The 15,356-nt window shown below is 47.5% G+C and carries 13 protein-coding genes and 1 pseudogene; 13 read left to right on the forward strand and 1 reads right to left on the reverse strand.

Annotation, left to right across the window (positions count from 1 at the left end; genetic code table 11):
- Positions 1–106 precede the first annotated feature (106 nt).
- The 13 genes and pseudogenes from ACTOY7_RS01910 to ACTOY7_RS01970 all read left to right on the forward strand — a co-directional run bounded on the left by ACTOY7_RS01910 (position 107) and on the right by ACTOY7_RS01970 (position 13,727).
- Positions 107–415 carry an ATPase gene (locus ACTOY7_RS01910; RefSeq protein ID WP_394684034.1) on the forward strand — a complete coding sequence of 103 codons (309 nt, stop codon included), beginning with the start codon at positions 107–109 and terminating at the stop codon, positions 413–415.
- A gap of 264 nt (positions 416–679) precedes the next feature.
- Positions 680–2,692: a V-type ATP synthase subunit I gene (locus tag ACTOY7_RS01915; protein ID WP_482670355.1), complete on the forward strand. Its 2,013-nt coding sequence runs from the start codon at positions 680–682 to the stop codon at positions 2,690–2,692.
- A 3-nt stretch (positions 2,693–2,695) separates the two neighbouring features.
- Positions 2,696–3,178 (forward strand): V-type ATP synthase subunit K, encoded by a 483-nt coding sequence (locus ACTOY7_RS01920; protein WP_004080517.1) that lies wholly within the window; start codon positions 2,696–2,698, stop codon positions 3,176–3,178.
- Positions 3,179–3,273: 95 nt separating this feature from the next.
- Positions 3,274–3,867 (forward strand): V-type ATP synthase subunit E, encoded by a 594-nt coding sequence (locus ACTOY7_RS01925; RefSeq protein WP_300886054.1) that lies wholly within the window; start codon positions 3,274–3,276, stop codon positions 3,865–3,867.
- Between the two features lie 96 nt (positions 3,868–3,963).
- Complete coding sequence (locus ACTOY7_RS01930) at positions 3,964–4,935, forward strand: V0D/AC39 family V-type ATPase subunit (protein WP_160282151.1); 972 nt, start codon at positions 3,964–3,966, stop codon at positions 4,933–4,935.
- Positions 4,928–5,248, forward strand: a complete 321-nt coding sequence (locus ACTOY7_RS01935) for a V-type ATP synthase subunit F (protein ID WP_004080524.1) — start codon at positions 4,928–4,930, stop codon at positions 5,246–5,248. Before ACTOY7_RS01930 ends, ACTOY7_RS01935 begins: the two co-directional genes overlap by 8 nt.
- A 23-nt stretch (positions 5,249–5,271) precedes the next feature.
- Positions 5,272–7,038 carry a V-type ATP synthase subunit A gene (locus ACTOY7_RS01940; RefSeq protein WP_482671997.1) on the forward strand — a complete coding sequence of 589 codons (1,767 nt, stop codon included), beginning with the start codon at positions 5,272–5,274 and terminating at the stop codon, positions 7,036–7,038.
- Complete coding sequence (locus ACTOY7_RS01945) at positions 7,039–8,409, forward strand: V-type ATP synthase subunit B (protein WP_004080528.1); 1,371 nt, start codon at positions 7,039–7,041, stop codon at positions 8,407–8,409.
- A gap of 156 nt (positions 8,410–8,565) precedes the next feature.
- Complete coding sequence (locus ACTOY7_RS01950) at positions 8,566–9,225, forward strand: V-type ATP synthase subunit D (RefSeq protein ID WP_004080529.1); 660 nt, start codon at positions 8,566–8,568, stop codon at positions 9,223–9,225.
- A gap of 245 nt (positions 9,226–9,470) precedes the next feature.
- Positions 9,471–9,797 (forward strand): type II toxin-antitoxin system Phd/YefM family antitoxin, encoded by a 327-nt coding sequence (locus ACTOY7_RS01955; protein WP_160282153.1) that lies wholly within the window; start codon positions 9,471–9,473, stop codon positions 9,795–9,797.
- A gap of 19 nt (positions 9,798–9,816) precedes the next feature.
- Positions 9,817–10,071, forward strand: a pseudogene (locus ACTOY7_RS01960) (PD-(D/E)XK nuclease domain-containing protein); the annotation flags it as partial.
- Between the two features lie 392 nt (positions 10,072–10,463).
- Positions 10,464–12,161 (forward strand): AAA family ATPase, encoded by a 1,698-nt coding sequence (locus ACTOY7_RS01965; protein WP_482671998.1) that lies wholly within the window; start codon positions 10,464–10,466, stop codon positions 12,159–12,161.
- A 159-nt stretch (positions 12,162–12,320) separates the two neighbouring features.
- Positions 12,321–13,727 (forward strand): ATP-binding protein, encoded by a 1,407-nt coding sequence (locus tag ACTOY7_RS01970; protein ID WP_482671406.1) that lies wholly within the window; start codon positions 12,321–12,323, stop codon positions 13,725–13,727.
- Positions 13,728–13,936: 209 nt separating this feature from the next.
- On the opposite strand, the gene ACTOY7_RS01975 is transcribed toward ACTOY7_RS01970, so the two are convergent.
- Positions 13,937–15,217, reverse strand: a complete 1,281-nt coding sequence (locus ACTOY7_RS01975) for an AAA family ATPase (RefSeq protein WP_482671407.1) — start codon at positions 15,215–15,217, stop codon at positions 13,937–13,939.
- Positions 15,218–15,356: the final 139 nt, after the last annotated feature.

The following is a 15,356-nucleotide window of genomic DNA, read 5'->3' on the forward strand; positions in this document are numbered from 1 at the left end:
CAGAATTATTGCACGATAGTTGGAAAAATATGAAAAAATTGTAGACTATATCCCAAGAATTGTGGTATGATATAAAATGTGTACTTAGAAAGAAGGTGAGTCAGGTATGGTCGAGAACACAATTCAGGCAATTAAAGAGACCGAAGCGAAGGCAGAAGCAGTGGTCAGAGAGGCTGAGTCCAAGTATAGAGAGATTCTGGATGAAGCAGCAAAAAAAGCAGAGGCAATGAAGTCAGAACAGATTCAGAACATGAAGCAGAAGGCTCAGTCCGATATGGAAAAGGCAAAAGAAAAAGGTACACAGGATTTGGATTCAGCGATGTCCGAGATTCGAAAGGAAGTGGCGGCGCTCAAGGAGCTTGCCCAGCAGAAGCACGAAGCGGCGGTGAATCTTGTGGTATCGGAACTGATTTGAGACAGAGGGTGTCCATCCAGCACGGAGCAGGGATATTTTTCAAGTACGCAGATACGCACAGCGTCATCAATTCCGGGGGGATTGGTGGCTTTCATATTGTTGTGAACAAATTGCGCTTGGAAGATGGTCTTGTGCGAAGTGTCGGACATTTCTGTCAGATATGATCCGTGACTGCGGATGATATCAAGCATGATTTTTCAAGGAGGGATTACAGGCCGCCTGGAAAAGTCAAAAAAATAGGAAAGAAAAAGGAGGGATTCGATTATGGCGGTATTGCAGATGCAGCGAATCAGTATCTGCGCATTGAAGAAGAACCGGAAAGCGATTCTGGAAAAGCTGCAGAGCATGGGCGTCATGGAGGTCAGCCAATTCCTGGAGGAAGATGAAGATTTCCGGCGGATGGATACGGCGAATGCCAGAAGCAGCTTTGAAAAAGCAGCAGCCTCTGTTGACCGTGCGCTGGATATTCTTCAGATATACGCACCGGAGAAAAAATCAATGCTGTCTTCTCTCGCCGGGAAAGAACTGGTAGATCAGAAGAGATACCAACAGATCATCGGAGACAAAGAAACCCTGCTTCGGACAGCGAACCAGATCCAGTCACTGGACCGTGAGCGGGCAGAGCAGAAGTCCGAGATCCTGAAGCTGGAGAACAGTATTGAAAGCCTGAAACCATGGCTTCCGCTGGAAGTCCCCATGGACTATGAGGGGACAACGCATACGGAGATGCTTCTCGGAACCATGCCGGGAGAATGCAGTCTGGAGCAGATTTATTCTGCGATCGCGGAGAAGGCGCCGGAGGCCCAGGGGTATGAAGCGCATATCGTCTCCGCGGGTCAGGAAGGGACTTACCTGACGGTGTTCTGTTTGAGAGAGGAAGCGCGTCAGGTGGAAGAAGCGCTCCGCGGCAGAGGGTTTGCAAGGCCGTCTCAGATCCTGCAGCAGGTACCTGCCGCGGCAAGGTCAGAGATGGAGTCAGAGATCAACAGCCGGGAGCTTAAGATCGAAGAGATCGAGCAGCAGCTGGCCGGCCTGGGAGTCAGCCGGGAAAGCTTAAAGCTTCTTGCAGACTATTACCGCGTCCGCGCAGACAAGTATGAGGTGCTGGGAACTCTGCCCCAGTCAGAGCGTACATTTTTTATCAGCGGTTATGTGCCGGAAAAATATACGGATAAGCTGAAAAGCGCGCTGGAAGGCAGGTATGACTGTGTAGTCGATGTGGAAAAACTGAAAGAGGACGAGGAAGCTCCGGTGCTTCTTCAGAATAATTCGTTTTCAGAGAGTGCAGAAGGGATTCTGGAATCCTACGGCCTCCCGGCAAAGGGAGAGGTCGATCCTACGGCGATTATGTCCGTATTCTATGTATTTTTATTTGGTTTGATGCTGTCCGATGCGGCATATGGAGCAATCGTATCCATTGCGTGCGGCGCGGCGCTTAAGAAGTTCCCGAGGATGGAAGCAGGTATGAAAAAGTCACTGAAGCTGTTTTTCTGGTGCGGGTTGTCCACACTGTTCTGGGGCGTCATGTTCGGAGGCTACTTCGGAGATGTGGTGAATGTGGTGTCCAGGACATTCTTTGGCAATCAGGTGGAGATACCGGCTCTTTGGTTCATTCCGCTGAACGACCCGATGAAGCTGTTGATCTACTCCATGCTGTTCGGTCTGATCCATCTGTTTACCGGGTTGGGGATCAAAGGGTATATGTGCATCAAGGACAACAGATATCTGGATTTCTTCTGTGATGTTGTGCTCTGGTTCCTGTTCCTGATCGGACTGATCATCATGTTCCTGCCGACAGACATTTTTGCTTCCGTCGCAGGGGCGAAGATCGTATTCCCGGAATTTGTCAACTTTCTGGGCAAAGCGTTCGCAATCATCGGAGTGGTTGGTATCCTGCTGATGTCAGGCAGAGAGAACAAGAACTTCGGACTCAGGATTGCGCTCGGCGCATATGATCTATACAATGTGACAGGATGGCTCAGCGACGTGCTGTCCTATTCCAGGCTTCTTGCCCTGGGACTTGCAACAGGCGTTATCGCGCAGGTTGTCAACCAGATGGGAAGCATGGCCGGCAACGGCATCTTCGGCGTGATTTTATTCATCGTTGTGTTTATCGTGGGACATACACTGAACCTGGCGATCAACCTGCTGGGCGCGTATGTTCACACAAACCGTCTGCAGTATGTAGAATTTTTCGGTAAGTTCTACGAGGGCGGCGGAAGAATGTTCAATCCATTTAAAGAAAATACAAAATATGCAGATATTAAGGAGGACTAGGAAATGATTTTAGAAAGTTTAGGAATTGTTTATGCGCTTTTAGGTGCGGCATGTGCGGTATTTCTTGCAGGTGCGGGTTCGGCTTTGGGAGTTGGTATTGCAGGTCAGGCAGCGTCAGGCGTTGTATCGGAAGATCCGAGCAAGTTCGCTAAGGTACTGATCATGCAGCTTCTGCCCGGTACACAGGGTATCTACGGTCTGCTGGTTGGATTCATCACCCTGTCCAAGATCGGTATCATCGGCGGCGGTGCGGTTGAGATTTCTCCGTCCACAGGTCTTCTGATCCTGGCAGCATGCCTTCCGATCGGAATCGTAGGACTGATTTCCGGAAAATCCCAGGGCAAGACAGCGGCAGCTTCCATCGGTATCGTTGCAAAGAAACCGGATCAGTTCGGTAAGGCAATGCTGTTCCCGGCCATGGTTGAGACCTATGCGATTCTGGCGCTTCTGATCTCCATTTTGGCAGTCAGCGGAATCCAGGTATAATTCGGCTTGATCTTCCGCAGCGGCATGCCGGGAAGGGGATTTTCCGGAAGCTGCGCGGGCGGAAAGAAAAAAATGATAAGTATGAGGTGTGATAGATGAGTGGATTAGACAAGATAAAAAGTCAGATCCTGGATGAAGCGAACCACTCAGCAGAAGTGAAGCTTGCGGAAGCCAATGAGAAAGCGGAGCGGATGCTCAGCGAAGCAAAGGCAGAGGCGGAAGCAGAGGTTTCAAGGCTGCAGGCAAAATCTCAGGAGGCGGTTGCGGTTTACGCGGATCGGGTGAAGTCATCCGGCGAGATGCAGCGGAAGCAGGCAATCCTCCAGGCAAAGCAGGAAGTGATCGCGGAGGTGCTCCAGAACGCATATGAGAAGGTGTGCGCACAGGACGACGCGGCATATTTCGGGATGATCACAAGGATGCTCGAAAAATATGCCCAGCCTGGGGACGGCATCATCTCTTTCAATGCGAAGGATCTGAAGCGTATGCCGAAGGGATTTGAAGCCGAGATGGAAAAGGCCGCTCAGAAAAAGGGCGGAAGCCTGAAGCTGTCCGCGGAAGCAAAAGAGATGGATGGCGGCTTTATCCTGGTATACGGCGGTGTGGAAGAGAATTGTACGATCCGGGCAATGTTTGACGCAAAGAGAGATTATTTGTCCGATAAAGTTCATGAGGTGTTATTTATATAGAATATAGCTATGCGGGGATTACGCATAGCTGTATACCATAGTATACGAAAAAGTCTGCCTAAGGCAGGTTTTTCGTATAACACAGGAGGGAATATTTTGAATGATTTAGAATATACTTACGCGGTTGCGCGTATACGTTCGTTGGAAGCATCCCTGCTGACGGATTCTGTAATTGACCAGCTTGTGAACTGTCAGAGTGAAAAGCAGTGCCTGGAACTGTTGAGCGAAAAGGGCTGGGGAGACCATGAGACCGGTCTTGACGCCTCTGCAATGCTGAAGCGGGAGGAAGAGAAGACCTGGGAAGTGATCCGGGAAATAGCTCCGGATCTGTCCGTATTCGACGTGCTTTCTTATTCAAAGATCTACCATAATCTGAAAGCGGCGATCAAGGAAGTGTGCACCGAGGTTCAGACGGAGAATATTTTCTACGACGACTGCGCGATCCCCGGAAGGGAGATGCTGGAGATCGTGGAGAATAAGGAGTTCGGCCGTCTTCCGGACAACATGGCTGCCGTGGCGCAGGAGGCATATGATACGCTTCTTCATACACGGGACGGCCAGCTCTGCGACGTGATCGTAGACCGTGCGGCGCTCGAAGCCATCTATGAGGCAGGCATGAGCGCGAAGGACGAGATCATCCGCAATTACGCGGAGTCTACGGTTGCCATTGCGGATATCAAGATTGCGGTGCGATGCCAGAAGACCGGGAAGTCTCTGGACTTCATGAAGCGTGCCCTGGCGGAATGCGAAAGCGTCAGCGCGGATCAGCTTGCCAAGGCGGCTCTGTCCGGGCCGGAGGCAATCGGAGAATACCTGTCCGGAACGGCCTATGCGGAAGGCGCGCAGGCTCTGGAGGAGTCTCCGTCCGCATTTGAACGCTGGTGCGACAACCGGATGATGGAAACCATCCGTCCCCAGAAGTACAACGCGTTTTCAGTAGGGCCTCTGGTGGCGTATCAGCTTGCCAGGGAGAATGAGATCAAGACAGTTCGGATCATCCTGACCGGAAAGCAGAATGAATTTCCGGATGAGGCGATTCGGGAAAGGGTAAGGGAGATGTATGTATAAGATTGCAGTTATCGGCGATTACGACAGTATCTATGGTTTCGCGACGCTGGGTCTTAGCATCTGTCCGGTAAAGACCACCGAAGAAGCCAGGGATAAGCTGCGCCAGCTTGCAGGCGGAAAATATGGAATCATCTATATTACAGAAGCCGTGGCGGCAGAAATTAAAGATGAAATAGCGGAATATCAGGAGCAGACCACGCCGGCGATCATTCAGATTCCGGGCGTGTCCGGGAATACCGGGGCAGGTGTGGAAGGCGTCAAGAAGACGGTGGAGCAGGCTGTCGGATCAGATATTCTGTTTTCTGAAGAATAAAGAAATTGGAGGTAATTCGTCAAATGAGCAGAGGCGTAATCAAAAAAGTCGCAGGCCCGCTTGTTATTGCATCGGGTATGCGCGACGCGAATATGTTTGACGTGGTTCGTGTCAGCAACCAGAGACTGATTGGCGAAATCATTGAAATGCATGGAGATGAGGCTTCCATTCAGGTATATGAGGAGACGTCCGGACTGGGACCGGGAGAGCCGGTAGAGTCTATGGAAGTTCCTATGGCCGTAGAATTGGGGCCTGGCCTGATCACCAGCATTTATGACGGAATCCAGAGGCCGCTGGATGATATTATGAAGGTTTCGGGGAACAATCTGAAGCGTGGTGTGGAAGTGCCCTCCCTGAAGCGTGACCTGAAATGGAACTTTGTTCCTACCGTTAAGGTTGGGGATGAAGTGGAGCCGGGCGATGTGATCGGTACCGTACAGGAGACTATCGTCGTAGAGCAGAAGATCATGGTTCCGGTGGGAACAACCGGAAGGATCAAAGAGATCAAAGCAGGAGAATTTACGGTAGAAGACGTGGTTGCGGTTGTAGAGACTGCACAGGGCGACAAAGAGCTGACCATGATGCAGAAGTGGCCGGTCCGCCGCGGAAGACCTTACCAGAAAAAGCTTCCGCCGGAGATGCCGCTGGTAACAGGACAGCGTGTTGTAGATACCTTCTTCCCCATCGCAAAGGGCGGTGTGGCTGCGGTACCGGGACCTTTCGGAAGCGGTAAGACAGTCATCCAGCATCAGCTCGCGAAGTGGGCGGAAGCCGACATCGTAGTTTACATCGGATGCGGAGAACGTGGAAATGAGATGACCGACGTTCTGAACGAGTTCCCGGAACTGAAGGATCCGAAGACGGGCCAGTCCCTGATGGAAAGAACCGTTCTGATCGCGAATACGTCCGATATGCCTGTGGCTGCCCGTGAGGCATCCATTTACACAGGTATCACCATTGCCGAGTATTTCCGTGACATGGGATATTCCGTAGCATTGATGGCAGACTCCACATCCCGTTGGGCGGAGGCGCTCCGTGAGATGTCCGGACGTCTGGAAGAGATGCCTGGTGAGGAAGGTTACCCGGCATACCTGGGAAGCCGTCTGGCACAGTTCTATGAGCGTGCGGGACACGTGGTCTCCCTTGGAAAAGAAGGACGCGAAGGCGCCCTGTCCGTAATCGGCGCCGTATCCCCTCCGGGCGGTGATATTTCCGAGCCTGTATCCCAGGCGACACTGCGTATCGTCAAGGTGTTCTGGGGACTGGATTCCGCGCTGGCATATAAGAGACATTTCCCGGCGATCAACTGGCTGACCAGCTATTCGCTGTATGTAGATAATATGAGAGACTGGTTTAATACGCAGGTTGCGGAAGACTGGGTAGAAAACCGCCAGAAGATGATGTCCCTGCTCCAGGAAGAAGCAGAGCTGGAAGAGATCGTAAAGATGGTAGGTATGGACGCGCTGTCTGCAGGCGACCGCCTGAAGATGGAAGCAGCCCGCTCCATCCGTGAGGACTTTCTGCATCAGAACTCCTTCCACGAGGTAGATACTTACACCTCTCTGAAGAAGCAGCATATGATGATGAATCTGGTTCTCTCGTACTATGACCTGTCTGTCGAGGCACTGGGGCAGGGCGCGCCGCTGCAGAAGCTGGTAGACCTTCCGGTGCGGGAGCAGATCGGACGTTTCAAATATGTGACAGAAGACAATCTGGATGTAGAATATGACAAAGTAAACAAAGAACTTCATGTTGAGGTTTCCAATTCATTGGGAAAGGAGGAATTCTAAATGCCGAAAGAGTATAGAACTATACAGGAAGTTGCAGGCCCGCTGATGCTGGTACGCGGCGTAGAGAATGTCACCTACGATGAACTGGGAGAGATCGAGCTTGCAAGCGGGGAAACCCGCCGGTGCAAGGTTCTGGAGATCAACGGAAGTGATGCACTGGTACAGTTGTTTGAGAGCTCCACAGGTATCAACCTGTCCAACAGCAAGGTTCGTTTCCTGGGACGGAGCATGGAGCTGGGCGTATCTGAGGATATGCTGGGACGTGTCTTTGACGGCCTTGGCAATCCCATTGACGACGGCCCGGCGATTCTGCCGGATGCCCGCATGGACATCAACGGTCTGCCCATGAATCCGGCGGCAAGAAGCTATCCGGAGGAGTTTATCCAGACCGGTGTTTCCGCCATCGACGGACTGAACACACTGGTCCGCGGACAGAAGCTGCCGATCTTCTCGGCTTCCGGTCTGCCCCATGCTAACCTGGCGGCGCAGATCGCAAGACAGGCGAAGGTTCTGGGAACAGATGAAAACTTTGCCGTTGTATTTGCTGCGTTGGGTATTACCTTCGAGGAGTCCAACTTCTTTATCGAGAGTTTTAAGGAGACAGGTGCCATTGACCGTACCGTCCTCTTTATCAACCTGGCAAATGACCCGGCCATCGAGCGTATCGCAACGCCGAAGATGGCGCTGACCGCTGCGGAATATCTGGCATTTGAGAAGGATATGCATGTTCTGGTTATCCTGACGGATATCACCAACTACGCGGACGCCCTGCGTGAGGTCTCCGCGGCACGTAAGGAAGTACCGGGACGCCGTGGTTATCCGGGATATATGTACACCGACCTGGCGACCATGTATGAGAGAGCCGGACGCCAGACAGGAAAGAAGGGAAGTATCACCATGATCCCGATCCTGACCATGCCCGAGGATGACAAGACCCATCCGATCCCTGACCTGACAGGTTATATCACGGAGGGACAGATCATTCTGAGCCGTGACCTTTACCGGAAAGGTATCGCTCCGCCGATCGACGTACTGCCGTCCCTGTCCCGTCTGAAGGACAAAGGTATCGGTGAAGGCAAGACCCGTGCGGACCATGCCAATACCATGAACCAGTTGTTCTCCGCGTATGCCCGCGGAAAGGATGCCAAGGAACTGATGGTTATCCTGGGTGAGGCTGCGCTGACAGAGATCGACCTGCTCTATGCGAAGTTTGCAGACGCGTTTGAAGCAGAATATGTATCCCAGGGATACAATGCTGACAGAGATATCCAGGAGACATTGGATATCGGATGGAAATTACTCTCCATGCTGCCGAGAACCGAGTTGAAGCGTATCGACGACAAGTTCCTGGATAAGTATTATCAGGGTTAACCCCCCGGTTGCTTTGTGTAAATATAATGCAATCTGTGATTGCCGACTGCGCTGAATCAGGCCGCCGATATTTGAAATATCATGCGCACGCATCCGCAGAAATTTGTACAGAGCATAAGGCAGTAAGCAAGAATCAAGAAGGAGAGGTGATTACATTTGGCAGCAAAACAGGTGAATCCTACCCGTATGGAGCTGACGCGTCTGAAAAAGAAACGGATCACTGCAATCCGCGGTCACAAGCTCTTAAAAGACAAGCGTGATGAACTGATGCGCCAGTATCTTGACCTGGTACGCGAAAACATGGAAGTACGCAAACGGGTGGAAGCGGGAATCCTTTCCGCAAACAAGAATTTCGTAATCGCCAAGGCCGGTATGTCGGAGGCTGCCCTCAAGACGGCATTGATGGCCCCCAAGCAGGAGATCAACCTTGCGGCAGGGGAACAGAATGTCATGAGTGTAAACATCCCGACATTTGAGTATAAGACAAGGACAGCAGATGAGAATGACATCTACTCCTATGGTTTCGCATTTACCTCCAGCGACCTGGACGGGGCGGTCAAATCCCTGGCAGACATCCTGCCGGACATGATCCGTCTTGCGGAATGCGAAAAAGCTTGCCAGCTGATGGCGGCGGAGATTGAAAAGACAAGAAGGCGTGTAAACGCGCTGGAACATGTCATCATCCCGGAAACGGAGACGAATATCAAGTATATTACCATGAAGCTGGATGAGAACGAGAGAAGTACCCAGATCCGGCTGATGAAGGTGAAGGATATGATGCTCGAAGAGGCACATGGATATTCGCAGAAGGAATAAAACAGTAAAAAAGGTTTCGGACCGCAGGTGCGGTTCGGAACCTTTTTTATCTGAAGGATGCGGAAAAGGTGTGCGGTGTCAGATTTAAGGGAGAAGCGGGATGTACTGCTTGTAGATCTTGAGGCACTTTTAGAAAGTTAAATTTATCGATAAAAATATCTATATAAAAATTGGCATTTTGATGCATTTCCATATAATATAGTTTTAGAAGATAAGTAGTCATTTTTAGAAGGGAGAGACAGATTATGAGTGAACTGTCTGTTATGGGCGTTATGAAATCCATTGTACCTATTACCCGTTTTAATAAAGGAGAGGCAAATAGGATTTTTGAGGAGGTGGAGTCTGGCGGTACGAAGATTGTGATGAAAAATAACCGTCCGATATGCGTTTTGATGTCGCCAAATCAGTATGAATCTCTGATGGAAATGCTCTCGGACTATATTATGCAGGAAGAAGCAGACAACAGGATGGCACGCTGCAATCCAGAGGAGACAATATCCCAGGATGATATGATAAGGGAACTGGGACTCACAAGAGAAGATTTGGATGATGTAGAAGTAGAAATTGAATAAGGGGCTGCGCAGATGAAGTGGAAAATTGAGTATTCTTGTAGAACCGGATACCGGGGATATGGGAATTATCATAGAAGTGAAATATGCCCATGACGGGAATCTGGACGTGGCATGTAAAGAAGCTTTAAAGCAGATCGAATATCCAAAGTATGAAGACGACCTTGAAGATGATGGGGTAGAGAATATCCTGAAATACGGAATTACCTGCTATAAAAAGCGGTGCAAGGTCATGCTCCGAAATATTCCGCAAAATCAATATCAGAAATCGGAATGAGAATGATGACGCTTGTTCCATAATACTTTTGCAGTTACTGTTCACACCCTACGGGTGCTCCAGTAACAGTATTCAGCCCATTTTAAGTCGCCTTCGGCGAGGGGCTGGATATGATGGCAAATGTTACTTTATTGGCCGGACGCCGTGCAGCAAGCGCATGACGCCGTGTGAACAGTAACCTTTTGCATTCTTTCTGTTTTTTTGATGCAAAGTAAGGATTGTACTTCAAAAATGGATAAGGTATAATCAGTATAAGCAGAAAGATGATGTAAAATCCGGCAGGCGTTGGAATATCTTTAGGAAAAGATAAATCTGTCATTCATGTTGTCAGGTTACGGCCTGAGCCTCACAGACCATGATTGAATGCAGCCTGTCGGGGAGGAAAGGTGGAAATGGGTTATATGGCGAGAACAGTAGGAATCGGACGCCAGGATTTTGAAAAAATAAGGATAAAAAATAATTTCTATGTGGATAAGACCTGTTTTATAAAAGAATGGTGGGAAGCGGATGATGATGTGACGTTGATCACACGTCCCAGAAGGTTTGGAAAAACTCTGAATATGAGTATGACAGAGAAGTTTTTTTCAGTGAAATACTCTGGGCGCAGGGATTTATTTGAAGGGCTTTCTATATGGGAGGAAGAAGATTACAGGGAAATTCAGGGAACATATCCGGTGATAGGCCTTACCTTTGCGAATGTGAAGGAGACGAATCTGGAAGGGGCAAAAAGATGTATTTGCCAAATTCTTGCGGATTTGTACGATAAACATACATTTTTACTTGAAGGAATTATTCTGACAGAGAATGAGAAAGCCTATTTTCACAGCGTGACAAATGGAATGGAGGATACGACTGCGATATGGACGATTCATAAACTGTCAGATTTTCTTTCACGGTATTATGGGAGAAAGGCAATTATTCTTCTGGATGAATATGATACCCCGATGCAGGAAGCGTATATGAATGGATATTGGGATGAAATGGTATGTTTCATTAGAAGTCTGTTTAACACTACATTTAAGACAAATCCCTATTATGAGCGGGCAATCATGACGGGAATCACGAGGGTCAGTAAAGAATCCGTTTTTTCAGACTTAAATAATCTGAAAGTAGTCACCACTACATCAGCAGAATATGCGGATTGTTTTGGATTTACAGAAAAGGAAGTTTTTCAGGCGTTAGATGAATTTGGCCTGTCTGATAAAAAGCAGGATGTAAAAAGCTGGTATGATGGATTTACATTTGGACAGTGTATGGATATTTATAATCCATGGTCAATCATTAATTATCTGGATACGGAGAAATTTGACACATATTGGGCAAATACCAGTTCGAACGGACTGGTTGGAACGTTGATTAGAGAGGGAAGTAAGGAAGTAAAAAAAGATTTTGAAAGACTTCTTTCAGGGGAGGAAATAACGACCGCGATTGAGGAGCAGATTGTATATAAGCAGTTATATTTTAAGAAAAATGCTGTGTGGAGCCTGTTGCTTGCCAGTGGATATCTGAAAGTTGCCGGAACAGGTTTTTCAGAGGAAACAAGGCGTTTTTATTATAAACTTGCATTAACTAACAAGGAAGTGCGGATTATGTTTGAAGATATGGTCCGTGACTGGTTTTCAGAGAATGACCATTATAATGATTTCATTCAGGCATTGCTATTGGATGATCTGGATGAAATGAATACTTATATGAATGAGATTGCGATGGATAGCTTTAGTTATTTTGATACCGGTAAAAAGCCGTCAGAAGAAAATCCGGAACGATTTTATCATGGATTTGTATTGGGACTTATGGTCGAACTGACAAACCGATATATGCTTACATCCAACAGGGAAAGCGGGCTTGGAAGATATGATGTGATGTTGGAACCGAATCAGCAGAATGATGACGCAATCATATTCGAGTTTAAAGTATTTCAGCCAAAAAAGGAAAAAGACCTTTCAGATACGGTGAATACGGCGTTGAAACAAATTGAAGATATGAATTATGAGGCGGCGCTTATAGCAAGAGGTTTTCCACCAGAGCGTATACGTAAATATGGGTTTGCTTTCCGGGGGAAGGAAGTTCTGATTGGGAAAATGAAATAGAGTCGATATCACATCCTATCACAATTCCCATTGTAGGAAAGAATATTAGGAATCATAGACGAAACAAAGTCTTGACTGCCGATATAAAAAAATATATAATTAACTCGAAAGTAAATTACTTTGAAGTTAGTTATAAAACTAATTATACTGCGAGGTGGTATGATGTTTATAGGGAGAGAGAAAGAATTTTCGGAAATGAACCGAAGGTACGCAGAAAAGAATTTTCAGCTCCTTATCCTCTATGGCCGGAGACGTGTCGGAAAAACAACGCTGTTGAAGGAGTTCTGCAGGGAAAAGAATCATATTTTTTATTCGGCGGAACAAAGTAATGAAAAATTAAATCTGGAAAAATTTTCTGCGGAGATTTTTCGGCATTACAGTGAAACTGCTCTGGAACCATTCCGGTCATGGGAAAAGGCTCTGTCCTATATAGAGGAACGACAGAGGGAGGAACCTATGGTATTGGTGATTGATGAATTTCCATATTTGGCGATGATCAATTCGTCACTTTTATCTACACTGCAGCATTTGATCGACCACAGGCTTCGGAAAGGAAAACTGTTTCTGATCCTGTGCGGAAGCTATATGGGATTTATGGAAAAAGAAGTGCTCGGTGCAAAAAGCCCTCTGTTTGGGAGAAGAACCGCGCAGCTTCATATGAAGCCCTTTGACTATTTGGACAGTATCAAGTTCATGGATGGATTTTCACAGGAGGAGAAGCTGATGCTGTATGGCGCATTCGGCGGTACGCCATTGTATCTGCAGCAGATCCGCTCTGGTAAGAACGTAAAAGAGAATATTATAGATGCATTTTTAAGACCAACAAGTTACCTGTATGAGGAACCGCTCCTGCTTATGAGACAGGAGGTTCAGGAGCCGGGCGTGTACTGCGCAATTATAGAAGCCATTGCCGGAGGCGCATCCAGGGCAAATGAAATTGCAGTGAAAATAGGGGCGGAATCCGCAAAATGCCTGAAATATATCAGTACACTCCGGGAACTGGGAATTGTATATAAAGAAGTTCCGTTTGGAGAAAAAGAGACTTCGAGAAAAGCGCTTTACTATCTATCAGATTTTATGTTCCGCTTCTGGTATCGATATGTATCCAGCAACAGAACTTTGTTGGAGACAGACGCTCAGGAGATTGTGTGGAATCGGCGGATCGAACCGGATTACAGCCATTATATGGGGCATATTTTTGAAAAAGTCTGCCGCGGCTATCTGCTGCGTCAAAACAGTAAGGGCGTGCTGCCGATTTTGTTTACAGAGATCGGACGCTGGTGGGGAAGCAATCCCAAAACCCGCGAACAGGTTGAAATCGACCTGATTGCAAGGGATATGGATGCATTTCTGTTCTGTGAATGCAAGTGGACAAATGAACCGGTGGATTACCAGGTGCTGAAAAAACTACAGGAAAAATCTGAGCTGTTTGGCGGCCAGTCGGGAAAATCTTACTTTATGCTGTTCTCCAAGCGGGGATTTACGGAGCGGGTTTTGGAAGAAGCAAAGGAGAAGCAGGAGGTGCTGCTTGTAGATCTTGAGGAACTTTTAGGAAATAATGGATAAGAAGGATATTACCGGGAGGACATTGAGAACGTCAGATTATGCTGTAAATTATCTGAACTGCCAGAAGCTTGTAAAGGCTGAAATCCAGCAAACTTCTGGCAGTTTCATGAATAGGATGATGACGAAGTGCAAAAGGACTTTTCAGACAACACGATATGCCACTTTGCAAGTTTTTTTATAGCAGGCAATCCCATACTTATGGATCGTCCTCATTCCTTCCATTTAGCGGAATTACTGATAGCCTTCACTTTAAACCAGGAACGAATTTTTTTCTGATAGATCCCTAGAACCTCCTGATTCGGAATAGCCAGTCTGTGATATCCGCCCTCGGTCTCCCCGGCAACTGTCAGATAACCCGTGGCAAAAAGTACGCTCCACAAGTATGTCTGGCGTATCTCGACATCCCTGCTGTCAAGATCTGTATAAGTCAATTCCGGAACCAAAAGTTTCTCCACATATTCACCGGAAATCAATGCCTCAATCTCTGCCTTGGTTGTCTCCGTAGCATCCTCGATCATATCCTGGATAATGGCGTTGCTGCTGCTGTTTTCCCAATGGGAGTCCATCTTTGCATCCGCATTTGCACAGAGTCTGTAACACTGGTTTAGTACATCCCAGGGACAGTATACGTCCACATGCCCAAAATGATATCCGTCATACCATTCTTTTATGTCTTCAAAACGTTTTTCAACACCATAATATTTTAAGATATCTCGTACCTCGCAGTCTGTAAATCCGAAATATTCCGCAAAATCAATATCAGAAATCGAATGCACCATGAAATTATTCAACCCTGTGAAAATACTTTCTTTGGCGATGCGCAGGCATCCGGTGATAACAGCAAATTCAAGATGCTCATTTGTTTTAAGCGCCTGGCTGAATAAGGAGCGGATCAGCCGGACCATCTGAGGATAATAGCGGTTTTGGTATGCTTTATCCAAAGGTACATCGTATTCATCTATGAGAATGATGACGCCTGTTCCATAATGCTTCGCCAACATTTCCGAGAGCAGTGCAATGCTTTCCTGCTGTACATCCTCCTCCAGATACTTTGCATATAGTTCCTGTAAGGAGTTTTTGTCAATCTCTGTGAGTCTGTCGCTTTCCAACAGGTATTGATGTCTGCGGGCTTCTTTTTTTAGAACCTGGGACATGATTTTCAATGCATCATCATAGGACTCTCCACTGACATCCTTCAAGGTGAATGCGATCACAGGATATTTTCCCATATGCTGCGCACACAGTTCTGTTTCCCGGGTAATCTTCAATCCTTCAAATAAAGAGGCATCTGCGTCAACCTCAAAAAAGGATTTGAGCATATCGAGATTTAAGCTTTTTCCAAAACGGCGAGGTCTTGTAAACAGGTTGACACTCCCGCGGTTTTTTAAAAGATCCGAAATAAATTTTGTTTTATCTACATAGTAAAATCCTTTTGTTCTGATATTACGAAAAAATTCTTCTCCGATGGGAAGCTTTTTCCTCTCTGCCATATTGCAGCACCTCCGCAAATTCTAACGTTTTGTTGTTTTTGCTGTGGCTCTATTATACTAAAAAAATGACTGGCCTTCAAGAACCGCCGGTAATATCTGCGCAGAAAATACTTCATTCCCGGGATGCAACGAGCCAGGT

It is taken from the genome of Schaedlerella sp. (assembly GCF_056796775.1).